Raw genomic sequence first — 26,251 nt, 5'->3', positions numbered from 1 at the left:
GTTGATCGTCTCCCGAAGACTGCGCCCCTGCCGTCACGTGCCTTCCCGCTTATCCCATCGCCTCTTTGACGAGCTCGTCGGCGGCCTCCGCCAGCAACTCGTCGCCTGCTTCGCCATAAACTGACTCGCGGCCGATTTCCAGCATCACGGGAACGGCGAGCGGCGAAACGTGTTCGAGTTCCCGATGGCTGATTCGCCCGTGAATACGCGAGAGCATATCACCCAGACGCTTGAGATCGAGCAGGCCTGTCGCGGCATCGGCGCGCGCGGCGCGCAACAGCACGTGGTCGGCCTGATGCTTGCGCAAGACGTCGTAGATCAGGTCGGTGGAGAACAGCACCTGGCGGCGGGATTTCTCCTCGCCGGTGAAACGCCGCGCGATCAGGCCGGAAATGATGGCGCAGGTGCGGAAGGTGCGCTTCATCAACGCGGATTCGGCGAGCCACGCCTCGAGGTCGTCGCCCAGCATGTCCGGATCGAACAACGCGTTGAGATCGAGCTTGCCGTGCCGGATCATGAACGACATATCGCCGAGGCCCCATACGGCCAGTGCATACTCGTTGGCGACGAAGCCGAGCGGCCGCACCCGCGCCCGCTCCATCCGCCGTGTCAAGAGCATGCCGAGCGTCTGGTGCGCCAGCCGGCCCTCGAAGGGGTAGCAGACGAGATAGTGCTTGTTGCCGCGGGGAAAGGTCTCGATCAGCAGTTCTTGCACCGCCGGCACGCGAGAAAAATCCCTCTGCAGCGATAACCAGTCGCGTACCTGATCGGGCAGCGCATTCCACGCGCGGCGGTCGTCGAGCAATTTGCGCACGCGCTCGGCGAGATAGGTCGAAAGCGGAAACTTGCCGCCCATATAGGACGGCACTTTCGCGTCCTTGTCGTTGGCGCGCGAGACATAGACCACGTCCTCAGCGAGCGCCTCGTAGCGCACGACTTCACCGCCGAACACAAACGTGTCGCCGATCACGAGGCCTTCGATAAAGGCTTCCTCGATCTCGCCCAGCATCCGCCCGCCGCGGCCGAGCGCGCCGGTCGAGCCGGACCCGCCGCTGCGCGAGCGCACCAGGCGCACCTTCAGCATGCTCTCTTCGACGATGGTGCCGACGTTGAGACGATAGCTCTGCCGCACTTTTGGATTGGCGACGCGCCAGCGACCCTGCTTGTCCTGCTTGATGCGCGCAAAGCGCTCATAGGTCTTCAGCGCATAACCGCCGGTGGCGACGAAATCGACGACATCATCGAAATCCGTTCGCGTCAGCAAGGAATAAGGCGCCGAGGTCAGGACTTCCGCATAGAGTTCGTCAGAAAAAAACGGCTCGCCGCAGGCGCAGCCAAGCACGTGCTGCGCCAGCACATCGAGCGCGCCAGTACGTAGCGGTGGGGTATCCTGCGCATTCTCCGCAATGGCATCGATCGCGACGCGGCACTCCAGCACCTCGAAACGATTCGCCGGGATCAGGACCGCGCGTGAGGGTTCATCCAGTCGGTGATTGGCGCGGCCGATCCGCTGCATCAGCCGCGAAGATCCCTTCGGCGCGCCGACATTGATGACGAGATCGATGTCGCCCCAGTCGATGCCGAGATCGAGCGAGGACGTGCAGACCACGCCGCGCAGCTTTCCCGCCGCCATCGCGTCCTCGACCTTGCGGCGCTGCGCGACGTCGAGCGAGCCGTGATGCAGCGCAATTGCGAGGCCATCGTCGTTCATGCGCCAGAATTCCTGGAACAGCATTTCAGCCTGGCTGCGGGTGTTGACGAAGATCAGCGTGGTCTTGTTGCGCCGGATCAGGTCATACATCTCGCCGAGCGCATGGCGCGCGGTATGGCCGGCCCAGGGCAGCCGCTCCTTGGTGTCGAGCATCTCGACGATGGGCGCCGCCGCGCCGCCGGCCACGACGATATCGGCCGACACGTCCTTGCCGTCGCGCTGCGGCATCAGAAACCGCGCCAGCGATTCCGGCTCGGCCACCGTCGCGGATAGCCCGATCGCGCACATCTCCGGCGCCAGGCGCCATAACCGCGCCAGGCCAAGCGACAACAGATCGCCGCGTTTCGAGGTGACGAGCGCGTGCAGTTCGTCGAGCACAATGCGCTTGAGGGAGGAGAACAGAAACGGCGCATCGTCCGACGACAGCAGCAGCGCCAGTTGTTCCGGCGTGGTCAGCAGAACATCCGGCGGATAACGCCGCTGCCGTTGCCGCCGCGACACCGGCGTGTCGCCGGTGCGGGTCTCGACCTTGATCGGCAGCTCCATCTCGGCAATCGGCGTCTCCAGATTGCGCGCGATGTCGACTGCGAGCGCTTTCAACGGCGAGATGTAGAGGGTGTGGAGACCGCCGGTGCGTTTGACGCTGCGCCCGGTGGACATGAGGGTTTTTCTCTCGCCCTGGTGAACATTCGCGGCAGACTGTTCAGACTCCCTCCCCCTGAAAGGGGGAGGGTTGGGGTGGGGGTCAGCCGCTTGCTCCGTACCCGCGGCTGACCCCCACCCGTCGCGCTCAGGCGCGCGCCGACCTCCCCCTTTCAGGGGGAGGTTGGAAGATGCCGCACTCAACTCCACCAGCGTCGGGAGGAAGCCGGCCAGCGTCTTGCCGGCGCCCGTTGGGGCGATCAGCAGTGCCGAACGATCGGCGCTGGCCTTGGCCAGCAGCGCAAGCTGATGCTCGCGCGGCGACCAGCCTCGCGCGGCGAACCAGCGCCGGAAGCGGTCGGGCAGGAGCGCAGCCGTTTCGAGCGGCGTGAAGGGCAAGGGTTGAGGCGACGGCACACCAGGAGAAGTAAGCCGTTGGAGCGGGTTCGTCGAGGGGCTCGGAGGTCACCTCGCCCCGCTCTTCGCGGGGAGAGGTCGGATCGCGAAGCGATCCGGGTGAGGGGCTCTTTCCGCGAACACCTCTCTTCCAGAGTGCCCGCGGAGAGAGCCCCTCACCCCGACCCTCTCCCCGTGAAGAACGGGGAGAGGGAGGTGCCCCCTACTCCGTCACCGGCTTGTCGGAAATGTCCCAGTCCTTGCCGTTGAAGATCGAGATGTAGAGCGTCTTCATCGGCGTGTAGTCTTCCGGCGTGTAGCTGTAGTTCACGCCGTCGAGGAAGTAGGGCGAATGGAAGCCCGCCAGCGTCGTCGCCTGTTTGAGCACGTTGGCGCGGGTGAGTTCGTCGCCGCAGCGGCGCAGGATCTCCGCCATCGACGCGACCTGGCCATAGCCGGCAAAGGCGATGGTATTGTCGGGGTCGACGTTGGGCAGATATTTCTTGCGCAATTCCTCGAACGCCAGCACGTCAGGGTCCTTTTCGAAGCGCGGCACGCCGACTTCCTTGGCGTATCTGATCGCGACGATGCCGGTAGCATTCTCGAAACCGGCGGCGCTGAGAATTGAACGGCCGGTCGATCCCGCCGACAACAGGTGCAGCGGCTTCCAGCCGAGTTCAGCCACTTTGCGGATCGACTGCGACGACGCCTTGCCGGTCGAGATATTGTAGAAGACGTCAGCGCCGGATTTAGAGAGATTGATGATCTGCGAATCGATCGTCGGCTCGGTCAGATCGTAGGTCTGCTCCATGATCACCTTGGCGGTGCCGCCGGCATCCGCCAGCACCTTCTTGAAGGGACCGAGAAAATCGCGGCCGAAATCGTCGTTCTGGTAGAGGATGCCGATTTTCGCGTTCGGCTTCACGCTCACGACATGCCGGGCGAGAATGCGCGCTTCGGTCGGATAGAGCGGCAGGCCTGCCATGGTCCATTTGAAGTTCTTCGGATCGTTCCATTTCGACGCGCCGGTATTGAGCAGCAATTGCGGCACGCCCTTCGAATTGAGATATTTGTGCACGGCAGTCTGCGGCGCAGTGCCGAGCGAGCCGTAGAGCGCCAGCACCTCCTCCTGCTCGACCAGCCGCCGCGTCGCCTCGACGCATTTCGGCGCGCTGTAGGCGTCGTCCATGGTGAAGAATTTCACCTTGCGTCCGTTGATGCCGCCCTTCTCGTTCAGCATCTGGAAATAGGCTTCGCCGACACGGCCGAGCACGCCATAGAGCGAGCCGGGGCCGGAATGCGGCACGGTCTGCCCGATCTTGATTTCGGTGTCGCTCGCACCCGGATCGTATTTTTTCGTCGCGGCCCAAAACGAACGGCGCGGGCATCGTTGATGCAAGAGCGGTAGCGAGCGCGGTAGCGCCGAATTCACGGCGAGTCTGTTTCTTGTTCATTGTTGTTTCTCCCTTATGGGAGCTTTGATCAGGCATTCCAGTGTCCCTGGCAATAGCTGACATGTCGCACGCAATCCCGCCATTCGCGGTGTGCGTAGCGCCTAGACTCAAGTTTTCGCGGCGACGGCGACCAGGCCAGGAACCGGCGCATGATCCTCATTGCGGGCGGATAATTCTTCGAGGCGGGATAATTGCAAACCTGCCCCCTCGACTGTCGCGCGCACGTAAGCCGCGGCGTGTGCGTAGCGCAGGCCCTGCCCGAGCCTGACACCCTCACCGTCATGGGTTTCCGTGGTGAAGGCGATGAGACCGCCCGGCACCAACACGCGCGCTGCTTCCGCCAGCACGGGAGCGATGTCGGCAACATAAACCATCGCGTCCGCGGCGAGGATGAGGTCGGCACTGGCATCGGGCCTCGCGCGCAGGCCGTGCAGCATGTCGGCGACTTCCAGCTCCGCATAGAGGCCGGTGGCGCGCGATCGCTCGATCATCCGCGGCGACAGATCGATGCCGATGAAATGATCGACCTCCCTGGCAAACGCCGATGCCGCCAGCCCGGTGCCGCAGCCGAGGTCGATCGCGCGCTTGAAGAACGCCGGCTTGCGCGCGGCTGATCGCACCGACAGCACCGCCTTGAACAACAGCGCCGGGCCGCGATAGCCGAGATCGTCCACCAGCGAGGATTCAAATCGCGGCGCATATTGATCGAACAGCGTTTGCACATAGGCCTGCGGCATGCCGGCCAATGGTTCAGCGCCGAGCCGCATCAACCTAAGTCCGGCGCCACGGCGGTCGCCGGGATCGCTGGCCTGGGCCTGGCGAAACGCCGAGATCGCCGCGTCATGCTCGCCGAGTTGCTCGCGGATATCGGCGAGCGTGAACCAGGCGGAGGTGAAATTCGGCGCCAGTTCGATCGCCTGCATCAGCAGATCGGCGGCGGCCGCCAGATCGCCTTTCAATTGCAGATCGCGCGCGAATTCGAACCGGCGGTCGGCCATCAGATCGCCGGAAGAGAGAAACAGACGGGCAGGCATGGGTTCCGAAACTTGTCGTTGCCGGGGCTTGCCGGCTTCGCCGAAGCTACGCCGGCCGAGTGCATTCTTGGCCCGGCGAAGCCTTGGCGGAGCCGGGACCCGGCAATTCATCAAAAAATAGATTCTTCAAAAGATGGATGCGCGGGTCAAGCCCGCGCATGACGGCTAAACATCACACGGCTGAACATTGCGGGGAGACGCCCTATATAAACCGAATGCGTCCGCACGACATCCTGTTGCCAGTTGCTGCCGGCCTGTGCTGCAAGCCGGGCGGCTTCCATATCGATCCCGTTCGCCCGGTCGAGCGCGCCGTGATTACCCATGGCCATTCCGACCATGCCCGGCCCGGCCATGGCGCCGTGCTCGCCACGCAGGAAACGCTCGACATGATGCGGCTGCGCTATGGCGACAATTTTGCGCGCAGCACGCAGGCGATTCGCTATGGAGAAGAGATCCGCCTCGGCGACGTCAAGATCAAAGTTCACCCGGCGGGCCACGTACTGGGCTCGGCACAGATCGCCGTTTCCTGCAAGGACCTCTGCATCGTTGCGTCCGGCGATTACAAGGACGCGATCGATCCAACCTGTACGCCATTCGAAGTGGTGCCCTGCGACGTCTTCATCACCGAGGCCACCTTCGGCCTGCCGGTGTTCCGCCATGGCGATGCGGCGGATGAAGTGAAAAAGCTGCTCGCCTCGGTCGCGCTGTTTCCGGAACGCGCGCATCTGGTCGGGGCCTATTCACTCGGCAAAGCGCAGCGCGTGATCGCGTTGTTGCGCGAGCAGGGCTATGACGCGCCGGTCTATCTGCATGGCGCGATGGAAGGGATCACGCGCTACTATGAGAGCCGCGGCATAGCGCTCGGCGAGCTGCGGCTGGTGAAGGGCATGAAGAAGGCCGATCTCGCCGGCACCATCACGCTGGCGCCGCCGACGGCTACCTCTGACATTTGGACGCGGCGATTCCCCGATCCGGTCACGGCGTTTGCCTCGGGCTGGATGCGGGTGCGGGCCCGCGCCCGCCAGCGCGGCGTCGAACTGCCGCTGGTGATTTCCGACCACGCCGACTGGGACGGGCTGACAGCCACCATCGCGGCCACCGGCGCCGGCGAGGTCTGGGTCACGCACGGCCAGGAAGACGCGCTGGTGCATTGGTGCAGGGCACGCGGGCTTGCCGCGCGGCCGCTCGATCTGGTCGGCTACGGTGATGAGGAGGAACACGAGGTGGTCGCGGCCGACGAGGCCGAGACATGAACCGCTTTGCCGAACTGCTTGACCGCCTCGCCTACGAGCCCGGCCGCAACAACAAGCTGCGGCTGATCACGGCCTATTTCCGCGATACGCCCGATCCCGACCGCGGCTACGCGCTGGCGGCGCTGACCGGCGCGCTGTCGTTCAAGCACGCCAAGCCGGGGCTTGTTCGTGACCTGATCATGGATCGGACCGATCCGGTGTTGTTCGGATTGTCCTATGATTATGTCGGCGACTTATCCGAGACGGTTGCGCTGATGTGGCCGAAGGGCGGAGAAAATTACCGCGAGTCTTTGCTGGGCCACCCCTCTCTCCCGCTCTCACCCGCAAGGGAGGGCCAGGGAGCGGAGTACGCCACGGGTGGTTTCAATATTGACCCACGCCACAATAACCCGCCTCCGCCCACCCTCTCCGAAGTCGTCGTCACCCTTCGCACGCTCGGCAAGACCGAGCTGCCAAGCCAGCTCGCGCGCTGGCTCGACGAGCTCGACGAGACCGGCCGCTGGGCGTTGCTAAAGCTGGTCACCGGCGCGATGCGGATCGGGATTTCGGCGCGGCTGGCGAAAACGGCCGCGGCAGCGCTTGGCGACAAGGATCCGCACGAGATCGAGCTGATCTGGCCAGGCCTCGCCCCGCCCTATCTCGAATTGTTCGCGTGGCTGGAAGGCCGCGGCGATAAGCCGGTCAACCGCGATCCGGCACCGTTCCGCCCGGTGATGCTGGCGCATGCGATCGAGGATGCGGATTTCGCCAGTCTCGATCCAGCCGATTTCATCGCGGAATGGAAGTGGGACGGCATTCGCGTGCAGGCAGTAAGCGGTCGCGACGAGCGCGGGCACATGCAGGCGCGGCTCTACTCGCGCACCGGCGAGGACATCACCAACAGCTTTCCCGACCTCCTGCCGTCGCTGCATCTGCCCGGCGCGATCGACGGCGAACTGCTGGTGCTGCGCGATGGCCGCGTGCAGACCTTCAACGTATTGCAGCAGCGGCTCAATCGAAAAGTCGTCTCGCCGAAATTAACCAAGGACTTTCCGATTCACCTGCGCGCCTACGACTTGCTCGGCGACGACGAGAACGACCTGCGCGAACTGCCGTTTGTCGAGCGCCGCGCGCATCTCGAACTATTCGTCCGGAAGCTGGACGACCCGCGCATCGATTTGTCGCCGACCATTGCCTTCGATAGCTGGCAGGCGCTGATAGCCGCGCGCGCCAACCCCGCGAATGCCGGCGCGGGTGAGGACGCCGATGCCGTCGAAGGCGTGATGCTCAAGCGCCGCGACGCGCCCTATCTGCCGGGCCGGCCCAGGGGCCAGTGGTGGAAATGGAAGCGCGATCCGCACATCATCGACGCCGTCTTGATGTACGCCCAGCGCGGTCACGGCAAGCGCTCGTCCTATTATTCGGATTACACCTTCGGCGTCTGGACCTCGGGCGAGGACGGCGAGCAACTGGTGCCTGTCGGAAAGGCCTATTTCGGGTTCACCGATGAAGAGCTGTTGCAGATCGATCGCTTCGTCCGCCGCAACACGACCGAAAAGTTCGGCCCCGTCCGCCATGTCGTGCATGAGCCGGATCAGGGCCTGGTGCTGGAAGTGGCGTTCGAAGGGCTGGCGCGCTCGCCGCGGCATAAATCCGGCGTCGCGATGCGGTTTCCGCGCATCAGCCGGCTGCGTTGGGACAAGCCGCCGCGCGAGGCCGACCGACTGGAAACGCTGGAACGGATGTTGAAGGACGTGACGGCAAATTAACATTCCGCAGGCGCATGGCGGCCATTGACTGATATCTGCGGGTTCCCCATGTGCCCCGCCGTGCCTATAATGCGCACGACCCGCGAGGAGAAATCGATGCCCAACGACGTCAGAGACCTGCCGGCCAACAATGACGGCCTGTATCGCTTTCTCGGCGGCTCGCCGCTGTCGGTGGCGTTCCGGCTGATCCTGTTGTCGATCCTGGTCGGCGTGGTGCTTGCCGCGATCGGGTTCGATCCCTGGAATATCCTGCACAGCATCCGCATGCTGTTCCAGCGGCTGTGGGATCTCGGCTTCGACGCCATCAACTGGCTGTGGCGCTACTTCCTGCTCGGCGCCGTGATCGTGGTCCCGATCTGGCTGCTGTCGCGGCTGTTCGGCGCCCCGCGCGGGCGATAGTTACTCGTTGGGCGGTGGCGGCCGATGCAATTGCGATTTGTCGGCTGCGGCGATGCGTTCGGCTCCGGTGGCAGGCACAACACCTGCTTCCACGTCACGGGTAGCCGCGTTAACTTCCTGATCGATTGCGGCGCGTCATCTCTGCCGGCGCTGAAGAGGCTCGGCATTGCGCGCGACGAGATCGATCTGATCCTGATCACGCATTTCCACGGCGACCATTTTGGCGGCTTGCCGTTCCTGCTGCTGGACGCGCAATTCACGCGACGTTCGCGCCCGCTCGTCATTGCCGGCCCGCAAGGGATCGAGACAAAACTCGCCAGCCTGATGGAAGCGCTGTTCGAGCATTCCTCCAAGACCAAACAGCGTTTTGATCTCTCGGTTGTGGCGCTTGAGCCGGAGCAAAGTCGCACGTTCGGCGAGGTCAAGGTGACACCCTATCCCGTCGTTCATGGCGAATCTGGCGGGCCATTCCTGGCTTATCGCGTCGAGGCGGAGAACCGCGTCATCGCCTACAGCGCCGACACCGAGTGGACGGAGACGCTGATCCCAGCGGCGCGCGACGCCGACCTGTTCGTCGCTGAGGCGTATTACTTTGACAAGATCGTCAAGAACCATCTGAGCCTGAAAACGCTCGCAGCGCATCTGCCCGAGATCAACCCGAAACGGCTGGTGCTCACGCACATGAGCGACGACATGCTCGGGCGGCTGGGCGAACTGCCCTATACCGCTGCCGAAGACGGCATGGTCGTCGAGCTCTAGGCATGCACTCGCCGCTAGTTCCATCGAAAGTCACGACAGCACAGGTGTTTGCCATCGCGGGTCCCGCGATGGTCGCAAACCTGACCACGCCGCTGATCGGCATCGTCTCGACCACGGCCATCGGGCGGCTCGACGACGCCACGCTGCTCGGCGGCGTGGCCTTGGCCTCGGTGCTGTTCGACTGCATGTTCTGGCTGTTCGGATTCCTGCGCATGAGCACGGTCGCCTTTACGGCACAATCGCTCGGCGCCGGCGAGACATCGGAACTGCGCGCCATCCTGGCACGCGGGCTGATCGTGGCGGCACTGGTCGGCGCGGCGCTGATCGCTCTGCAGATCCCGCTCGCCACCGTTCTGCTCAACACGATGGGTGGCAGTGAGGGCGTCACGCGCGCGGCGAAAACCTACTTCATTATCCGGATCTGGTCAGCGCCGCTGGCGCTCGGCAATTACGTGGTGCTGGGATGGCTGGTCGGACAGGCCCGGGCCAAGCTGGCGCTCGGCACGCAGATCACGATCAACCTCATCAACGTGGCGGCAACCGTCGTGCTGGTGCTGGCGCTCGACTTCGGAATTGCCGGCGCCGCAATCGCCGCGCTGATCGCGGAAGCCGCAGGCCTGATGCTCGGATTGCAGATCGCCCGCCGGCTTTCGAAAGGGCAACTCGGGGTTTCCCGCGCGATGCTGTTCGATCCGGCCAAGCTGATGCGCATGCTCTCGGTCAACCGCGACATCATGATCCGCACCGCCTCGCTGATCGCGGCGTTCTTGTTCTTCACCGCACAGGGTGCACGTGCCGGCGACCTGACGCTCGCCGCCAATGCCGTGCTCAACAATTTTCTGCTGTTCGGCGCCTTTTTCCTCGATGGCCTCGCCAACGCTGCCGAGCAACTCTGCGGCCGGGCCTATGGCGCCCGCAACAAGGCGGCCTTCGCCGGCGCCGTCAAGCTCGTCGTCATGTGGGGCTTTGGCTTCGCGCTCGCGGTCGCCGCCTGTTTCCTGCTGTTCGGGCCCGCGTTTGTCGACATGATGACGACAAGCGTGGAGGTGCGGCGCATCGCGCGCGACTATTTGCCGTTCGTGATTTTTGCGCCGTTGCTCGGCGTGTTCGCCTTTGCCTTTGACGGCATCTACATCGGCGCCACCTGGGCGCGCGACATGCGCAATCTGATGGTGGCTTCGCTGGTGATCTTCCTCACCGCGTGGTTTGCGCTGCGGTCGTTTGGCAATGCCGGACTGTGGGGCGCGCTACTGATTCATTACGCCGCGCGCGGTGGGTTAGAGGCGCTGCGGTATCCGGCACTCTTGAGAAAGTCGTTTGACTCGTAGCCCGGCCGCATCTACCTCACCGGCCAGTCCTCGGCGGTAATCGTCGCGGCGTCGGCACCAACGATCTCCGACAGCGAGTCGCGCCCCGTGCGCAGCAAGGTCGAGGCGAGATCGTTTTTGATGTCGTCGACGAGACCAAGTCCCTTGTAGACCAGCGACGAATAGATCTGGATCAGGCTGGCGCCGGCGCGGATTTTGGTCAGCGCTGCGCCGCCGGAATCGATGCCGCCGACGCCGATCAACGGAAACGCGCCCTCGGTGCGGACATAAGTCTCCGCCACCATGCGGGTCGATAGTCGAAACAGCGGCCGTCCCGACAATCCGCCCTGCTCTTTCGCACGGGCCTGTTCGCGCAGGATCGAAGGGCGAGCCAGCGTGGTGTTGGCGACGATCATGCCGTCGACGCGGCGCGAGCGCGCGATGTGCACGACGTCGTCGAGTTCGGCGAGGCTGAGATCGGGCGCGATCTTCAGCAGCACCGGCGAATCCCCGGCATTCTTCCGCACCCGCTCGCGCGCATCGATCACCTTGGCGAGCAGTTCGTCGAGCGCTGCCGCTTGCTGCAAATTGCGCAGGCCCGGCGTGTTCGGCGAGGAGACGTTGACGGTGAAATAGCTCGCGACAGGTGCAAAGGTCTCGATCAGCTTGACATAATCGGCCACACGGTCGGACGAATCCTTGTTCGCCCCGACATTGACGCCGATAATGCCGCCATGGTGGGCGCGCGCCGCCAGCCGGCGCAATGCGACTTCGGCGCCGTCATTGTTGAAGCCCATGCGGTTTATCACGGCTTCATCCCGCTCGAGCCGAAACAGCCGCGGCCGCGGATTGCCGCCCTGCGGTTTCGGCGTCACCGTGCCGATCTCGACAAAGCCGAAACCGAGCCGCAACAGCGCGTCGGGCACTTCCGCGCTCTTGTCGAAGCCCGCGGCCATGCCGATCGGATTGGGGAAATTCAGGCCGAATGCGCGTACCGCCAGTTTGTGGTCGTCGGCGCGCGGCTTGACCAACGGCAGTAGCCGCAGGCCCTGGATGGCCATGCGATGCGCGTCCTCCGGGTCGAACCAGCGCAACAGCGGCAGCGAGAAGGCGTCGAAAGCGCGGATCACGGGAGTAGCTCCGGAATGTCGTGCGTGCCATCGGACCGCGCGCGCATATCGAGAATGCCGGTTACCGCGCCGAGATCGAGTTCGCCGTAGAGATGCGGAAACAGTTCGTCGTTGCGCGAACGCTCCCAGCGCAACGCATCCCCCAGCGCGTCGGCGTCGACCGCGACCAGGAACAGCCCGGTCTGGCCGAAATAATGCTTGCGCGCGGTCTCCGCGACCTGGGACGCGGTCGAAAAATGAATGAAGCCGTCACGCAGATCGTCGCTACTTCCCCGGTAGACGCCCTGCCGTTCGGCCTCGCGCCAAGCCGAGGCGGGAGTGATTTTATAGATCGTGGGCACGGCTATCCGGACTTCCTGCTTGTCGTTGAGTCTTTTGGGATTTTCCCGGAAAAGGCCGGGCTGGCGGCCGACCGTAAAGGCGGCCCGCGTCTAACTCAAGCGCTGCGGTCACAGACTTCGGCTGGAAGAATTGCGCAAACCGGCCAAATGAGGCAATAATTCCTAGATCGCTTCAGGGATTTTCGATGGCCAGACAGGCCAAGGCGCAACGCATTCTGACCCACAGCCAGATCTGGACCGCGATCGACCGGCTGGCGGAACGTGCCGGCATGTCACCCTCGGGTCTTGCCAAGCGCGCCGGCCTCGACCCCACCACGTTCAACAAGTCCAAGCGCATCGCCGCCGACGGTCGCGAACGCTGGCCGTCAACGGAATCAGTTTCCAAAGCGCTGGCCGCGACCAATTCGTCGGTCGAGACCTTCGTGCAATTGATCGGCGACGGCGCGCGCAGCCAGCAGTCGCTGCCGCTGCTCGCCCTGGCGCAAGTCGGCAGCGGCCATTTCGACGATTCCGGCTTTCCCGCCGGCAAGGGCTGGAGCGAGGTGGCGCTGCCGTCGACCAGCGACGAGCATGCCTACGCGCTGGAAATCTCGGGCGACGCGATGAAGCCGACCTATCGCGACGGCGACATCATCGTGGTGTCGCCGGGCACACCGATCCGGCGCGGCGACCGCGTGGTACTCAAGACGTCAGATGGCGAAGTGATGGTCAAGGAATTGAAGCGCCGGACCACCAAGACCCTGGAACTGCAGTCGCTCAATCCGGCGCATGCCGATCGCACGCTTGAGGCCGACGACGTCGCCTGGATCGCCCGGATCGTATGGGCGAGCCAGTAGGATTGCCGCCGTGCCGGACGTGCTGAGCGACCTGCTGCAACATTCTCTTCGCATCGTGCTGTGCGGAACCGCCGCCGGGACGACGTCCGCTGCCCAGCGGGCCTACTACGCGCACCGGCAAAACAAGTTCTGGGCGATCTTGCACGAGACGGGGCTGACGCCGGAGCTGCTGTGGCCAAATCAATATCGCAGTCTGCTGCGACATGGGATCGGCCTGACCGATCTGGTGAAAGCGGGCGCGGGGATGGACCGCGCCACGCTTCCCAAATTGACGGCAGCGGATCGCGCCCGGCTGCGCAATGCAATCGCGACATTCCGTCCGCAATTCCTTGCGTTCACCAGCTAGACGGCGGGGCAGAAATTCTTCGACGGCAAGCGGGACTATGGCGAGCAGTTGGAGCTGATCGGCGATACCAGGGTGTGGATACTACCGTCGACTTCAGGTGCCGCAAATGGAAGCTGGCGCCCGGAGATCTGGCACCAGTTTGCGGATGAGGTGAGAACGGTGGGCGCGCGGGCAAGCCGCTGATTTCACCACAGCGTCGCCCTGCGAACGCAGGGCCCATAACCACAAATGCTCATGGCGAAGAATAGCGTCTCACAGCCTGCCCTTTCCGCAGGCCGCGGCGTATGGGTCCCTGCTTTCGCGGGGACGACGGAGAATTACGTCGCGTAATCAGGCTCTTTCCGATCCAGCATCCGTTTCAACGCATCGAAATGCCGCTGCGCTGGGGTCGGGCCCTTGTAGAGATGCTCGTCCTTATAATCGCGCTTGGTTTTCTCCACCACAGGCGCCGGCAACTGTTTCAGCTTCTGCCCGGTCCACATCGCGTAGATCTGCACCTGCGCGGCGCGCTCGACGTAATACAGCATGTCATAGGCTTCCGCGATGGTCGCGCCGACGGTGGAGATGCCGTGATTGGCCATGAAAAGCACGGTCTTGTCGCCGATGACTTTTGCGAGCCGCGCGCCTTCGGCGGGATCGAGCGCCGGGCCGGTATATTCGTCGTCATAGGCGATGGCGCCTGACAGCCCGACCTCGGTCTGGCCGATTTCCTTGATGCGGGGATCTTCTAGCCGCGTCAGCGCGCTGGCATGCGGCATATGGGTGTGAAACACAGCTTTCGCCTGCGGCAGCGCCTTGTGGATCGGCGCATGGATGCAATAGCAGGACCGCTCCACCTCGCCCTCGCCGCGCTTGACCTCGCCGTCGTCGATGCCGACTTCCATGAAGCAGGACGCCGTGACTTCGGACCAGTGCGTGCCGAACGGAATCTGGTAGTAGCGGTCGCTCTTGCCCGGCACCACGAAGGTCAGATGGTTGAAGATGCCTTCGGAAAATCCCTGGATGAAGGCCAGCCGGTGCGCGGCCGCGAGATCGACCCGCGCCTGCCATTCCTCGGCGCCGTACTCGCTGAGCGTCTGTGGCGAAACCCTGAACTGCATGAGCTTTCTCCCTGATCCGCTTATTTGCCGACCCTCGGGGGAGGATTTGACGGCTGTTATGCGCACTAGTGTAGCGCAATCCGGCGCCGCCATGGCTGAAATTGCGGCGGATCTGCCATCCCGGTTTGCGGGTCCGCGGCAGCAGCCAAGCCCTCCGGCGTCGTCCCGGCCTTGAGCCGGGACCTATTGCCACAGGCGTTCGTTGCTTGCATCAAGCTGGAGCCACAGCGAAGCCGATAACATCGGCCTGTGGCTATGGGTCCCTGCTTTTCGCAGGGGCGACGGAGAAAGCTACGCACTCCTTGCCAGCGCGCCGTCGATCATCGCGATCGCATTCGATACGCCGTACACCGCGACGAACGAGCCGAAGCGCGGGCCCTTCTCCTGGCCGAGCAGCACCTGGTAGAGCATGTTGAACCAGTCGAGGGAGACGCCCGGCCGGCCGTCCTTGCCCTTCTTGACAGGATCGAGGAACGGCTCGCGGCGGCCGATCTCATAAACCACGTTCTGGATGTCTTCGGCGCTCGATCCCGCCGGCAATTGCGACAGCGCGTCACGCAGATCCTGCAGCGCGGCGCGTTCGCTGTCGGTCGGCTCGCGGAACTTCTTGGTCGGCGCCACGAAGTCGCGATAGTAGTTGATGGCGTAGCCGACCATCGCGTCGAGCTTCGGATGCGTCTGCGGCGTGACGCCCGGACGATAGCGGCCGATAAAACCCCACAGCGTTTCAGCGTTCTCCGCATTCGACGACGACACCAAGGTTAGCAGGAGCTGGAAGGTGACGGGCATATCCGCCTTCGGCGGCTTGCCGGAATGGATGTGCCAGACCGGATTGGCAAGCTGCTGCTTGGCATCCTGCCGCGGAAAGCCGTCGAGGAATTGCTGATAGTCGTCGACATTGCGCGGGATCACGTCGAAATAGAGCCGCTTCGCCGCCTTCGGTTCGCGATACATGAACAGCGACAGCGATTCCGGCGAGGCGTAACGCAGCCATTCGTCGATGGTGAGCCCGTTGCCCCTCGACTTCGAAATCTTCTGGCCCTTTTCGTCGAGGAAGAGTTCGTAGTTAAAACCCTCCGGCGGCGTGCCGCCGAGCGCCGAGCAGATCTTGCCCGACAACTTCACGGAGTCGATCAGGTCCTTGCCGGCCATTTCGTAGTCGACGCCGAGGGCGAACCAGCGCATCGCCCAGTCAGGCTTCCATTGCAGCTTGCAATGCCCGCCGGTGACGGGGACCGTGACGCGCTCCTTGGTCTCGGGATCGTCATAGGAGACGGTGCCGGCCTTCACATCGTGCTCGATGATCGGGACATACAACACCATGCCGGTGCGCGGGCAGATCGGCAGGAACGGCGAATAAGTCGCCGCGCGTTCCTCGCGCAAACTCGGCAGCATGATCTTCATGACGGCGTCGAGCCGTTCCAGCATGCGCAACAGCGCGGCGTCGAACCGGCCCGAGGTGTAGTAGTCAGTCGACGAGGCGAATTCGTAGTCGAAGCCGAAAGTATCGAGGAATGCGCGCAACCGCGCATTGTTGTGCGCGCCGAACGACGGGTGCTCGTTGGAGAACGGATCTGGTATCCGCGACAACGGCTTGCCGAGATGTGACGCCAGCATCTCCTTGTTCGGCACATTGTCCGGCACCTTGCGCAGGCCGTCCATGTCATCGGAGAAGGCAAGCAACCGGGTCTTGATCTTGTCCTCGGTCAGCACGCGAAAGGCGTGGCGCACCATGGTGGTGCGCGCGACCTCGCCGAAGGTGCCGATATGCGGCAGGCCCGACGGGCCATAGCCGGTCTCGAACAGCACCTCGTCCTTCGGGTTCTTCTTCAGCCGCGCGACAATGGCCTTGGCCTGCTCGAACGGCCAGGCGTTGGATTGTTCCGCGAGCGCGCGCAAATCGCTCGGGCTGGCGGCAAGGTCGATGACGGACATTAAAGGCTCTCCAGAGGCCGCGGAAACTAGCGCCTCCGCGGCAAAATGCAAAATGACGGCAGAGCCGTCATTCCGGGGCGATGCGAAAGCATCGAACCGGAATCTCGAGATTCCGGGTCTGGTCCTTCGGACCATCCCGGAATGACGCCACCTCAAAACGGACTAATCGAAAAATACCGCAGCCACAGATCGGTGAAGCGACCTTTTTCCCAGATCCGGAACAGCGCCCAGTTCAGGGACGTCCGGAGCAGATCATTGCCCTTGCGCACCGCAATCCCGATGCCTTCGCCGAAATAGCGGCTCTCAACGAAGGGCCCGCCGGAAAAGGCGCAGCATTCGGCGGAATCGGTGCCGTTAATCCAGAACGCCAGCGAGATCGCATCGCCGAAGATGAAGTCGACCTCGCTCCGCCTGAGTGCCAGCCGCAGCGCGTCGTCGTTCGGGTAGGATTTGATCTCGGCGTCGGTGAACATCGCCTTCAGATAGGCCTCGTGCGAAGTGCCGGCGATGACGCCGACCTTCTTGCCTTCGAGATATTCCGGGCGGACCTCCGGCATCACGGCATCGCGCCGCGACACGAAGCGCGCCGGCGCGCGGTAGTAGGGATCGGTGAAATCGAGCCTTGCGCGCAAGGCCGGCGTCACCGCCATGGAGGCGATAATGGCGTCACCGCGATTGCTTGTGATCGCATCGACCAGCGTCTCGAACCGGCGCATCTGGATGGTGCAGGAAATCTTGATCTCGTCGCACAGCGCCCGCGCCAGATCGACGTTGAAGCCGGCGGGGTTGCCGTCGGGGCCGGTAAAGTTGAACGGCGGGTAATCGGTCTCGGTCAGGAACCGGATCACCGTGAGGCGCGACATGTCGGGCCGGTCCGGGCGCCGCCGCGGGTCCCAGAAGCCGGGCACCGCCTGCGGGGCCGCCTCGACCGCGGTGCGGGGTTGGGTTTGCGCCTGCGCCGCATTACCGCCGCCAGCCATCAACGCGGACACGATCGACAGCCCGACCAGCCACGCGCTGATGGTTCGATACAGTCTTGCATTGGTTAACTGGACGTTAAGATATGACATCTTCGGCAATGGCTTTGCGGAATTTCACGGCCTTATAGACCATCCGGCCCGCGATGCGAGGCCGTTTTCGCTCCTCGGCCAGCTTGCCGCTCAGAGATAGCGCTTCAGATCCTTAGCGGCTTCCTCGGGTGTCCGTTTCAGGTTGAAGGGCGCTACGAAATTGCCATCGCGATCCATCAGATAGATCAGCGCGGTGTGATCCATGGTGTAATCGCCGTCCTTGAGCGGGACTTTTTTTGCATAGACCCGGTAGGCCGAGAGCACCTTTGCGATCGCCTCCGGATTGCCGGTCAGCCCCCTCAAATGCGGGTCGAAGCTGGAGAGATAGTCCTTCATCGCGGCCGTCGTATCGCGCTCGGGATCGACGGAGACGAACCAGGCGTTGACGCGATCGGCGTCCTTGCCCATCGCCTTCAGCACTTCCGATATCTCGAACAGCGAGGTCGGGCAGACATCTGGGCAATGGGTGAAGCCGAAGAAGATCAGTGTCGGCTTGCCCTTTAAATTCTGCTCGGTGACGGTCTGGCCGGCCTGGTCGGTCAGTTGAAACGGTCCGCCGATCGCGGCCGGCGCCGTGACGGTTCGCAAGCCGCCCATTGCCCACAGCATGATCGTCAGCCCGACCGCGAGGCTCGCGGCGAAGGCAGCGATAATCACCAGCGGGCGAATGGTCCGGTCCATGTCAGGAATCCTTATTGCCCGGTCAGAAGCAGGCCGAGATGCCGGCGGCGATCATTTCGAAAAACACCGTGGTGCCGTAATGGAACCACAATGCAGCCGCGCCGAGCACGGCCAGCGCACCGAGGCCGGCAGCGGTCCAGACGATCACGGACGCGACCCTGCCCTGATGCGGGGCCGCCGCCATCATTCGGACTCGCGTGGAAATCGGCTGAACCATGGGGTTCAGATAGGGTCAGTTCCCGGTGCAGGCAAGCGGAATGGCCATGCCCAACATCACGTCATGCGGAGGGCAAGTCGGGCGAGAGGTGCACCAAAAGCAAATGGCCGGGACAGGCCCGGCCACCGCGTTACTTTTTGGCGAAACGGCTGCGCTGGTTCAGCGCGAGGCAGGCTTGTTCGAGGAGGCCTGGGCGTCGAGATAGCAGGGCCTGTACATCGCCTGAAGCTGCTTGCCGCGCAGGAAGAGCATGCGCTGGGTCAGGCCACCGCGCGCCGCGATCCACCTCCGTACCGGCGGCGGATACATCGAATACAGCATCTGGGTTGCTTCGGGGTTGGTGATGGCACGGCCGTTGGCGCCGAAATCCCAGGCGGCATGGAAGCCGAGATTGGCGTGCGAGGTAACGCAGATCCGGTCATGGGGAACCGCGCCGAGCACGATGGTGCAGGCCGAGGCGCACAGGCCGTCGATGATCACGGTTTCGCCTGAGGTGCGTAAGCCCTGGTATCTGTCAACATAGGTGCCGATCCGGCCGCCGCGATCGTCGGCTATCCGCACCACCGCCTGGCTCACCCCCATTCCCGCCAGCAGCAGCACCGCGGCAAGCAACCCCGTCACCAGCTTCATATCCCGCCCCAGTTCAAAAATATCGAAACCGAATCTGATCGTCTTCGTGATGCAAGACGTGGTGTAGCGTCGTTTGAGATCGTGATTTTGTCTAGGCAGCCACAGCAGGTCAAAACAAATTCAAATTAAGTGTTGCTTGGCCGCTGCACCCTCTGCGCGTAAAGGTCCCAAACTGGAACAAACGACTCTTGCCGAGATGGCGACGCAGCCGCAGGCAAGAATCCGTTTGCCGTTGACCGCGCGCGAGGACGCGGGCTTGAATCAAAAACGGCGTGGGGGAGGAAACGATGGCTGACGATGCAGACGTAATTGTGGTCGGCGGTGGCTTGGCGGGACTGGTCGCGGCGACGGAGATCGCAGACGCCGGCAAACGCGTCATTGTCGTCGACCAGGAAGGCGAACAAAGCCTTGGCGGACAAGCCTTTTGGTCGTTCGGCGGATTGTTTCTGGTCGCTTCTCCCGAACAGCGCCGGCTGGGCATCAGGGATTCGTTTGATCTTGCCTTGCAGGATTGGATGGGCACCGCGGGCTTCGACCGCGACGACGACCATTGGCCGAAGCGATGGGCGGAAGCCTATGTCGCGTTCGCGGCCGGCGAGAAGCGGGAATGGCTGCGCGCGATGGGCCACCGTATTTTTCCGGTGGTCGGCTGGGCCGAGCGCGGCGGCTATGACGCGATGGGCCACGGCAATTCGGTGCCGCGCTTTCACGTCACCTGGGGCACCGGCCCCGGCATCGTCGAGCCGTTCGAGCGCCGTGCGCGCGAAGCGCAAAAAAATGGCCGGTTAACGTTCAAGTTCCGCCACCGCGTCGACACACTCATGATGGCGAACGGCGCGGTCGAAGGGGTCGGCGGTTCGGTGCTCGAGCCCGACAGCGTCGAGCGCGGCAAGAGCTCATCGCGCCAGGTCATCGGCGATTTCACGCTGCGTGCGCACGCCGTGATCGTCGCCTCGGGCGGCATCGGCGGCAATCACGACATGGTCCGGCAGAACTGGCCGAAGCGTCTGGGCGAGCCGCCGAAATTCATGATCTCCGGCGTGCCTGAACATGTCGACGGCCGCATGATCGGCATCACCGAGGCCGCCGGCGCGCGGCTGATCAACCGCGACCGGATGTGGCACTATGTCGAGGGTATCCGGAACTGGAACCCGATCTGGCCGCGCCACGGCATCCGTATCCTGCCCGGCCCCTCCTCGATGTGGTTCGACGCCACGGGCAAGCGCCTGCCCGCGCCGCTCTTCCCCGGCTCCGACACGCTCGGCCAACTGCAATACATCATGTCGACCGGCTACGATTACTCGTGGTTCATCCTGACCCAGAGCATCATCAAAAAGGAGTTCGCGCTCTCCGGCTCCGAGCAGAATCCCGACCTCACGGGCAAGAGCTGGCGCATGACGATCAAGCGCGCCACCAACAAGGGGGCGCCGGCGCCGGTGGAAGCATTCAAGCAGAACGGCACCGACTTCATCGTGCGCGACAATCTCGGCGACCTCGTCAGCGCGATGAACGCGCTCGCCGGCAACGACCTGCTCAAGCACGATCACATCAAGGCGCAGATCGAGGCGCGCGACCGCGAGATCACCAACCCCTATGTCAAGGACGCGCAGGTAATGAACCTGCACAATGCGCGCCGCTACATCGGCGACAAATTGATCCGCACCGCAAAGCCGCACAAAATTCTCGACCCCGAACACGGCCCGCTGATCGCGGTGAAGCTCAACATATTGACGCGCAAGACACTGGGCGGTTTCGAGACCGACCTCGACTCGCGCGTGTTCAGCACCGACGGCGAGATTATCAGGGGCCTGTACGCCGCCGGCGAAGCCGCCGGATTCGGTGGCGGCGGCATGCATGGCTACCGTTCGCTGGAAGGCACCTTCCTCGGCGGTTGCCTGTTCTCGGGGAGGAATGCGGGACGCGCGGCGGCAAAAGCGGCTTCCTGATTTCTCGACGTGATGGCCGGGCTTGTCGCGGCATGGCGGCTCCAATCTCAATGCAAATAACGCAGTGGCGCATCGGACACGAGCGCGCTAAGTAACCGCCGCCCCCTATCAGGAGAAACAATATGACCATCCAGCGCTTCGAAACCGGACCTCGCATGAGCCAGGCCGTCGTCCACGGCAACACCGTCTATCTCGCCGGCGTCGTTGCCGGCAAGGCCGCCGGCAAGAGCGTGACCGAGCAGACTCAGGACATTCTCTCGATCATCGACGGCCATCTCGCCAAGGCCGGCACCGACAAGTCGAAGCTCTTGTCGGCCACGATCTACATCACCGACATGAAGACCTTTCCCGAGATGAACGCGGTGTGGGATGGCTGGGTCTCGGCCGGCAACACGCCGGCGCGCGCGACCGTCGAGGCCAAGCTCGCCGCCCCGCAGTACAACGTCGAGATCATGGTCGTCGCGGCGAAGTAACGTCGGTCAGCCGCTAACCGTCTTGTTGCCCCGGATTGCAGGCACAATCCGGGGCATTTTCATCTGCCTCTCACGCGCTGATCCGTGCGCCCGTGACATCGCCGATATCAGCCTGAAGCCACCGGGCAATCCGGCGCCAGGAATGGCGCAAGGCCCTGCGCCCCATGAAAAGGCTGAGATGACCGCATGGCTCGGAGGCCCGTTCCAGCCATGCTTGCGGCGCGCCCAAAAGCCGCGCGGTTGCGAACGCCTGATCGGGCGGGACGACGATGTCGTTCTCTCCCGCCAGCAGGAAGACCGGCACGCGCACCTCAGCAGGATCGATCCTGCGGCCGAGCGCGACGAAACGCCCTTCAGCGATCTGGTTCTCGCGAAAAACCCGGTCGGTCACCTCGAGATAATAGGCTCCCGGCAGATCCAGCGTCTCACGATCCCAGCGCTTGAAACGGTCCAGCAGCATGCGCGCCTCGTCCGATCCATCGCGAAGATTCCTTTGCAGCACGGCTTCGACGTCATGCTGGCTGAATGGAATGTTCCAGAACCGCAGCATGTGCTCGCCGTTCACGATCCCTTCACCCTGCTGCACCATCTGCTCGAAAGCCGCATGCGGAAGTGCGGCCACCATCTTCGAGAGTTCTGACGGCGCGGAAACATCGACCGGCGCACCGGCGAGCACCAGCCGCCGCACCTTGCCGGGGAAACGAGCGGCGTAGACCAGTGACAGCCACCCGCCCTGGCACAGGCCGACAAGATCGACCGGCGCGCCGATCTCGTCGATCGCCACATTGAGTTCGGCAAGATAATTGTCGATCGACAGATGGCGCATTTCCGGCGTGGCCGAGCGCCAGTCCGTGACATAGATGCGGTTCATGCCGTCTCGTTGCAGCGCTCCTACCAAACTGTGGCCCGGCGCGAAGTCCGCGACCAGCGCGCCGTGCAGCGCATAGGGCGCGCAAACGAGCACCGGCTGCCCCGCATTGCCTCGCGAAAACGCCCGCAGCCGCATCGACGGAAGTTGCAGCGCCACGACGTTTGGCGTGGTCCAGGCCAGCGGCATCTGCTCCGGGGCGCGGGAAGGCGCGGGCCTGGGATCGGCGAACCATTGCGCATAGCTGTCGAGCGCCAATCGCGTCGCTTCCAGCGGCCACAGCCATACCTGCTGCGCCCAATCGGCGCCCGCATGCTGCTCCGGCGTCTCCGGCATCTTGGGTTTCTCTGCCACAGCCGTTCCCGATTGATCGTCCCACCATGGTGAGGACGGCAAGAGCCGAGGTCGCATGCTTTTACGCCAGATCCGGCGCAGGCCCTAGCCTGATCGATCGTCGGAAATAGGTCAGCACCGCATCCGCAAGATGCATGATTGCCAAAAATCGAAATCCTTGACCTCTGAGGTAATCGATTGGCGCGTCGGATTTTTCGATAGTCGGTCAGCCGGCCCATTCGGCCGGAACGAAGGAGAGCATGATGACCGACGTCAACAAGATTGCCCGCAGCTACATCGATCTGTGGAACGAGCGGACGCCAAGCCGCCGCCGCGAAATTCTCAGCCAGAACTGGACCAGTGACGCCCGCTATGTCGACCCGCTGATGTCGGGCGATGGCCATGACGGCGTGGACGCGCTGATCGCGGGCGTGCAGCAAAAGTTTCCGGATTTCAGGTTCAGGCTGATCGGCGAGCCCAATGGCTTTGGCGACCACGTCCGCTTCTCCTGGGGCCTCGGCCCCGACGGCGGCGACAGCCCGATCAAGGGCACGGATTTCGCAGTCCTCCGCGACGGCCGCATCCGCAGCATCACCGGCTTCCTCGATCAGGTGCCGGCGGGGGCGTAGCTGAGTCTCGACGCGCGGGCGGTCGGCTCCCTCCCCCCTTGCGGGGGAGGGCTGTCCACCGCATCTCACCGCACGTTCGTGACGATCGCGAGCGCCCCTCAATGGGTGAGACGGGCGGAAATATGCGACTGATTTGCCCCTCGCGTGAAGCGGAATATTTTTGAATCCCGGGCTTGACACGGTTTCTGAAAATCAGAAGTGATTTGCCCCGTCGGCTTATCTTGTCCCGGGTCATTGCATGATTGCGCTAGCGCGCGCGGCAAATCAGACCGTCGTCCTGGGCAAGCGAGCAACGCGAGCGCGACCCGGGACCCATACGCCGCGGCGTAAATTATTTCGCGCGCGCGTAGACGGCCTCCGTCAACAACGCAAACCTGTGGTTATGGGTCCCTGGGTTCGCAGGGACGACGCGCATCAGAGAAGTGTGATCGCCGATAGATGGTGGGCACGGCGCTAATCGCGCCTTTGCCCAACCCTGCGCTGAAAAATAGCTTGCTCGGAGCAAAACGTTCTGCTGCAACAACGATGGTCCGGCCGGCCCTGTCGCGACGTTGCGGAGCATAGAACCGGCGCGGGATTTGCTTCGCTGAGCCGATCGAGAAACGGAGCTGTCATGAGCATCGACCTGACCCGCCGCACCCTCCTTCACCTGGCCGGCGCCTCGTCGTTGAGCGCGGCCGCCACGGCGGCAGCGCTGGCGGAAGGAGCGGCTGACGGCGCTGCCGGGCCGACCTTCGCCAACCGTACGCCGATGCGGATCGGCATGGTGACCTTGCGCGTGCGTAACCTCGATCTCGTCACCAATTACTATCGCGACGCCATCGGGCTCACCATCTTGCAGCGCACGGCTACCGGCGCCCGTCTCGGCGCGGGCGGCGTGCCGCTGCTCGATCTCACCCTGCGCGCGGGCGCTGCCAGCGAGGCGCGGAATGCCGCGGGCCTCTATCACACCGCCTTCCTGATGCCGACCCGCAAGGATCTCGCGCGCTGGCTGGTGCACGCCGCAACGAATAAGGTGCCGCTCTCCGGGTTTGCCGATCACCTCGTCAGCGAGTCCGTCTATCTCGACGATCCCGAAGGCAACGGCATCGAGGTCTATGCCGACCGCGCGCCCGAAAGCTGGAAATGGGATGGCGGCACGGTCGCGATGGCGACCGACCCGCTTGATATCGACGGCCTGCTGACGCTGACGAATCCGCGCATCTCCAACTATGCCGGGGCGCCCGATGGCCTTCGCATCGGCCACATGCACCTGCGCGTCGGCGACCTCGAACAGGCCGACCGCTTCTATGGCGGCGCCATCGGCTTCGACCCGACTCGCAAGCGCACCGGCGCCGCGTTCCTGTCGTCGGGGCGCTATCACCATCACCTCGGCATCAATGTCTGGCAGAGCGCCGGCGCCGGCCGGCGGGATGATGCGGCCACGGGACTTGCATGGTTTTCGCTTGAAGTCGCGAAACCAGAGTTATTGCAGGCGCAAGAGCAGCGCCTGCGGCAGGCCGGCGCGCCGACTGTTGCGATCGCGAATGGCGTCGAGACCGCCGATCCCTGGGGGACGAAGGTCCGTTTGATAATGGTTTGATGCTGGGTGCGATCGTCGGTTAACCCCGTTCAGCATGCCCCGATAGGCCATGCAACCGCGGGAGACGATCAGGTTTCTCCCCACCAATGAGCACCGAGCATTATTTCTTCTTACCGGAACCTGAGGTTGGCTGCCAGCCTCCGGCCTTCTGACTCGGTGCTGCGGCAATTACCTTGATCTTCTCCTTCTTGGGTTTCTTGGCTTCCCGATTGCCTCTTTGCTCGCCTTTAGCCATGTCGATCTCCGTGGGTTGATGGTGATGCCGGAACCAATGCAGATTCGGCTAGATATCGTCGTCGACTAGAGCCGAGGCGCGTCTAGATCATATCTGACCTTCAACGTCCTGATCAAATCGAGTGTGCGGGTGCGATAGAAATTGTCGCCCTCGGACGCTGGCCGACTGATGCTCGCGCTCCATCCGTAAGCATCGTCGAAAACAAACATCGTCATCCCCGAAGGCCAGGGACCATGGAGAATCCTTGCCTGCTCGACAATCATATCCTGGAGCTCATCGGCGGTCTTGAAGGGTCTGCTCATGGCTTGCCTCCCGGACCTATTGTGGGCGCCCCGCTATTCTTCAAGCTGATCGAACTCATCAGACAACAGGATCCGGCCCCGGGGCGTGGATATCCTCACGTCCAAATAACCTTCCTGCAAAAGCTCCTTTGCCTTCTTGACGGCAGCCCCCGCCGCTGCACGGCTAAGATTGACCCGGCCAAATTGATTGTTGCCGCTGATCAGGTAATGCACTTCGCTCGTCCTATCCATGCAGGAATGCCACGGCCGATACCAACAATGGAAGAAGCGGCGGAACGATTGCCAGCGGGACGGTCCGGTCGGCAGCCAAGCAACCTTGGGACAACAAAAGCGCTCCGTTCGTCGGGCGTGAGCGTTGCTAGCCCTCAATCACCGATAGACGCCGTGGGAAACGCGGTGATAATCAACTCTAGGCTCGCGTCGCGGCAATAGCGAGCGCTAAAACGCCGCGGAGACAACCGCGAGCGCCTGCCGGTGGCGATGCTCACACTTGACGCGCGACCACGGAAGGGGTGCTGACGTAATCCCGTCGCGTCCAACTCGAAGCGATCTACATGGCCGATCCGCGGAAAGTTGCCGGACCTATCTCAGTCGAAGGCCGATGGCAGCTCTCCCTTGCGGAAGATGACCGTCGGCTCGTCGTCATAGTCGCCCATCTCAGGGTCACCGGTGGATGAGAAGGCAACAACACCGAGCTTGCTCTCGGCCAGCCGCTCCGCGGTGCGAAGCGCGCCAGTTGCCGTTTTGCAGGCTATCGGAACGCCCGCTTTCAGGTTTCCTCCCCGGCCGGCATCGAATGCCTGAACGAAGTAGCTTGTTTCGCGAGCCATGGGCTCTCCTTAGGAGTGCGGGTCGCACCGCGCTTTGGGATTTCCCTCGACATCGTCATGGAAA

The 26,251-nt window shown here is 63.5% G+C and carries 25 protein-coding genes and 1 pseudogene; 11 read left to right on the top strand and 15 right to left on the bottom strand.

What is annotated here, in order from left to right:
• Positions 1-49: 49 nt before the first annotated feature.
• From V1290_RS21990 to V1290_RS21980, 3 genes and pseudogenes are all read right to left on the bottom strand, one after another.
• On the bottom strand, positions 50-2,770 hold the full coding sequence (locus tag V1290_RS21990; protein WP_334366339.1) for a ligase-associated DNA damage response DEXH box helicase: 2,721 nt from the start codon (positions 2,768-2,770) through the stop codon (positions 50-52).
• A gap of 202 nt (positions 2,771-2,972) precedes the next feature.
• Positions 2,973-4,203 (bottom strand): annotated as a pseudogene (locus tag V1290_RS21985) (ABC transporter substrate-binding protein).
• Positions 4,204-4,310: 107 nt separating this feature from the next.
• Positions 4,311-5,237, bottom strand: coding sequence for a class I SAM-dependent DNA methyltransferase (locus V1290_RS21980; RefSeq protein ID WP_334366338.1), 927 nt, complete (start codon positions 5,235-5,237; stop codon positions 4,311-4,313).
• Between the two features lie 215 nt (positions 5,238-5,452).
• Here V1290_RS21980 and V1290_RS21975 point away from each other — a divergent pair, with 215 nt between their 5' ends.
• The 5 genes from V1290_RS21975 to V1290_RS21955 all read left to right on the top strand — a co-directional run bounded on the left by V1290_RS21975 (position 5,453) and on the right by V1290_RS21955 (position 10,724).
• Positions 5,453-6,490, top strand: coding sequence for a ligase-associated DNA damage response exonuclease (locus tag V1290_RS21975; RefSeq protein WP_334366337.1), 1,038 nt, complete (start codon positions 5,453-5,455; stop codon positions 6,488-6,490).
• A complete protein-coding gene (locus tag V1290_RS21970; RefSeq protein ID WP_334366336.1) occupies positions 6,487-8,238 on the top strand; it encodes a cisplatin damage response ATP-dependent DNA ligase in 1,752 nt (583 codons plus the stop codon). Before V1290_RS21975 ends, V1290_RS21970 begins: the two co-directional genes overlap by 4 nt.
• A 96-nt stretch (positions 8,239-8,334) precedes the next feature.
• Positions 8,335-8,637 (top strand): DUF6460 domain-containing protein, encoded by a 303-nt coding sequence (locus tag V1290_RS21965; RefSeq protein ID WP_028347988.1) that lies wholly within the window; start codon positions 8,335-8,337, stop codon positions 8,635-8,637.
• A gap of 24 nt (positions 8,638-8,661) precedes the next feature.
• Positions 8,662-9,396, top strand: a complete 735-nt coding sequence (locus V1290_RS21960; RefSeq protein ID WP_334366335.1) for an MBL fold metallo-hydrolase — start codon at positions 8,662-8,664, stop codon at positions 9,394-9,396.
• A 2-nt stretch (positions 9,397-9,398) separates the two neighbouring features.
• Positions 9,399-10,724 carry an MATE family efflux transporter gene (locus V1290_RS21955; RefSeq protein ID WP_334366334.1) on the top strand — a complete coding sequence of 442 codons (1,326 nt, stop codon included), beginning with the start codon at positions 9,399-9,401 and terminating at the stop codon, positions 10,722-10,724.
• Between the two features lie 11 nt (positions 10,725-10,735).
• Here V1290_RS21955 and V1290_RS21950 read toward each other — a convergent pair whose 3' ends face one another.
• On the bottom strand, positions 10,736-11,833 hold the full coding sequence (locus V1290_RS21950; protein WP_334366333.1) for a quinone-dependent dihydroorotate dehydrogenase: 1,098 nt from the start codon (positions 11,831-11,833) through the stop codon (positions 10,736-10,738).
• Positions 11,830-12,174: a DUF952 domain-containing protein gene (locus V1290_RS21945; protein ID WP_028347984.1), complete on the bottom strand. Its 345-nt coding sequence runs from the start codon at positions 12,172-12,174 to the stop codon at positions 11,830-11,832. Before V1290_RS21945 ends, V1290_RS21950 begins: the two co-directional genes overlap by 4 nt.
• A 185-nt stretch (positions 12,175-12,359) precedes the next feature.
• On the opposite strand from V1290_RS21945, the gene V1290_RS21940 reads away from it, so the two are divergent.
• A complete protein-coding gene (locus tag V1290_RS21940) occupies positions 12,360-13,010 on the top strand; it encodes a S24 family peptidase (RefSeq protein WP_334366332.1) in 651 nt (216 codons plus the stop codon).
• 10 nt (positions 13,011-13,020) lie between these two features.
• Positions 13,021-13,356 (top strand): mismatch-specific DNA-glycosylase, encoded by a 336-nt coding sequence (locus tag V1290_RS21935; protein ID WP_334366331.1) that lies wholly within the window; start codon positions 13,021-13,023, stop codon positions 13,354-13,356.
• Between the two features lie 317 nt (positions 13,357-13,673).
• Here the strand turns inward: V1290_RS21935 and V1290_RS21930 are convergent, their stop codons facing one another.
• The 6 genes from V1290_RS21930 to V1290_RS21905 form a co-directional block, all read right to left on the bottom strand.
• A complete protein-coding gene (locus V1290_RS21930; protein WP_028347981.1) occupies positions 13,674-14,456 on the bottom strand; it encodes a class II aldolase/adducin family protein in 783 nt (260 codons plus the stop codon).
• 291 nt (positions 14,457-14,747) lie between these two features.
• A complete protein-coding gene (locus tag V1290_RS21925) occupies positions 14,748-16,391 on the bottom strand; it encodes a lysine--tRNA ligase (RefSeq protein ID WP_334366330.1) in 1,644 nt (547 codons plus the stop codon).
• Positions 16,392-16,543: 152 nt separating this feature from the next.
• A complete protein-coding gene (locus V1290_RS21920; RefSeq protein WP_334369124.1) occupies positions 16,544-17,371 on the bottom strand; it encodes a transporter substrate-binding domain-containing protein in 828 nt (275 codons plus the stop codon).
• Between the two features lie 180 nt (positions 17,372-17,551).
• Positions 17,552-18,142: an SCO family protein gene (locus tag V1290_RS21915; RefSeq protein WP_334366329.1), complete on the bottom strand. Its 591-nt coding sequence runs from the start codon at positions 18,140-18,142 to the stop codon at positions 17,552-17,554.
• A gap of 22 nt (positions 18,143-18,164) precedes the next feature.
• The gene (locus V1290_RS21910; protein ID WP_334366328.1) at positions 18,165-18,329 is read right to left on the bottom strand and encodes a hypothetical protein; all 165 of its coding nucleotides are present in this window, start codon (positions 18,327-18,329) and stop codon (positions 18,165-18,167) included.
• Between the two features lie 189 nt (positions 18,330-18,518).
• Positions 18,519-18,989: a hypothetical protein gene (locus V1290_RS21905; protein ID WP_334366327.1), complete on the bottom strand. Its 471-nt coding sequence runs from the start codon at positions 18,987-18,989 to the stop codon at positions 18,519-18,521.
• A 287-nt stretch (positions 18,990-19,276) separates the two neighbouring features.
• On the opposite strand from V1290_RS21905, the gene V1290_RS21900 reads away from it, so the two are divergent.
• Entirely contained in the window at positions 19,277-20,935 is a 1,659-nt protein-coding gene (locus V1290_RS21900; RefSeq protein WP_334366326.1) for an FAD-binding dehydrogenase, read from the top strand.
• 122 nt (positions 20,936-21,057) lie between these two features.
• On the top strand, positions 21,058-21,408 hold the full coding sequence (locus V1290_RS21895) for a RidA family protein (RefSeq protein WP_028347975.1): 351 nt from the start codon (positions 21,058-21,060) through the stop codon (positions 21,406-21,408).
• A gap of 70 nt (positions 21,409-21,478) precedes the next feature.
• Here the strand turns inward: V1290_RS21895 and V1290_RS21890 are convergent, their stop codons facing one another.
• The gene (locus tag V1290_RS21890; protein ID WP_442895070.1) at positions 21,479-22,612 is read right to left on the bottom strand and encodes an alpha/beta fold hydrolase; all 1,134 of its coding nucleotides are present in this window, start codon (positions 22,610-22,612) and stop codon (positions 21,479-21,481) included.
• Between the two features lie 260 nt (positions 22,613-22,872).
• Between V1290_RS21890 and V1290_RS21885 the strand changes: the two genes are divergently transcribed.
• Together V1290_RS21885 and V1290_RS21880 are read left to right on the top strand one after the other, a co-directional pair.
• Positions 22,873-23,238, top strand: coding sequence for a nuclear transport factor 2 family protein (locus V1290_RS21885; protein ID WP_334366325.1), 366 nt, complete (start codon positions 22,873-22,875; stop codon positions 23,236-23,238).
• 613 nt (positions 23,239-23,851) lie between these two features.
• The gene (locus V1290_RS21880; RefSeq protein ID WP_334366324.1) at positions 23,852-24,820 is read left to right on the top strand and encodes a VOC family protein; all 969 of its coding nucleotides are present in this window, start codon (positions 23,852-23,854) and stop codon (positions 24,818-24,820) included.
• A 100-nt stretch (positions 24,821-24,920) separates the two neighbouring features.
• Here the strand turns inward: V1290_RS21880 and V1290_RS21875 are convergent, their stop codons facing one another.
• From V1290_RS21875 to V1290_RS21865, 3 genes are all read right to left on the bottom strand, one after another.
• The gene (locus V1290_RS21875; protein WP_334366323.1) at positions 24,921-25,055 is read right to left on the bottom strand and encodes a hypothetical protein; all 135 of its coding nucleotides are present in this window, start codon (positions 25,053-25,055) and stop codon (positions 24,921-24,923) included.
• 335 nt (positions 25,056-25,390) lie between these two features.
• Positions 25,391-25,570: a hypothetical protein gene (locus V1290_RS21870; RefSeq protein WP_334366322.1), complete on the bottom strand. Its 180-nt coding sequence runs from the start codon at positions 25,568-25,570 to the stop codon at positions 25,391-25,393.
• 374 nt (positions 25,571-25,944) lie between these two features.
• On the bottom strand, positions 25,945-26,187 hold the full coding sequence (locus V1290_RS21865) for a hypothetical protein (protein WP_213254581.1): 243 nt from the start codon (positions 26,185-26,187) through the stop codon (positions 25,945-25,947).
• Positions 26,188-26,251: the final 64 nt, after the last annotated feature.

This window comes from Bradyrhizobium sp. AZCC 1578, assembly GCF_036924675.1.
Classification (GTDB): domain Bacteria; phylum Pseudomonadota; class Alphaproteobacteria; order Rhizobiales; family Xanthobacteraceae; genus Bradyrhizobium.
The sequence above is the reverse complement of the archived record's forward strand: the minus strand, read 5'-3'. Positions and strand labels throughout refer to the sequence as shown.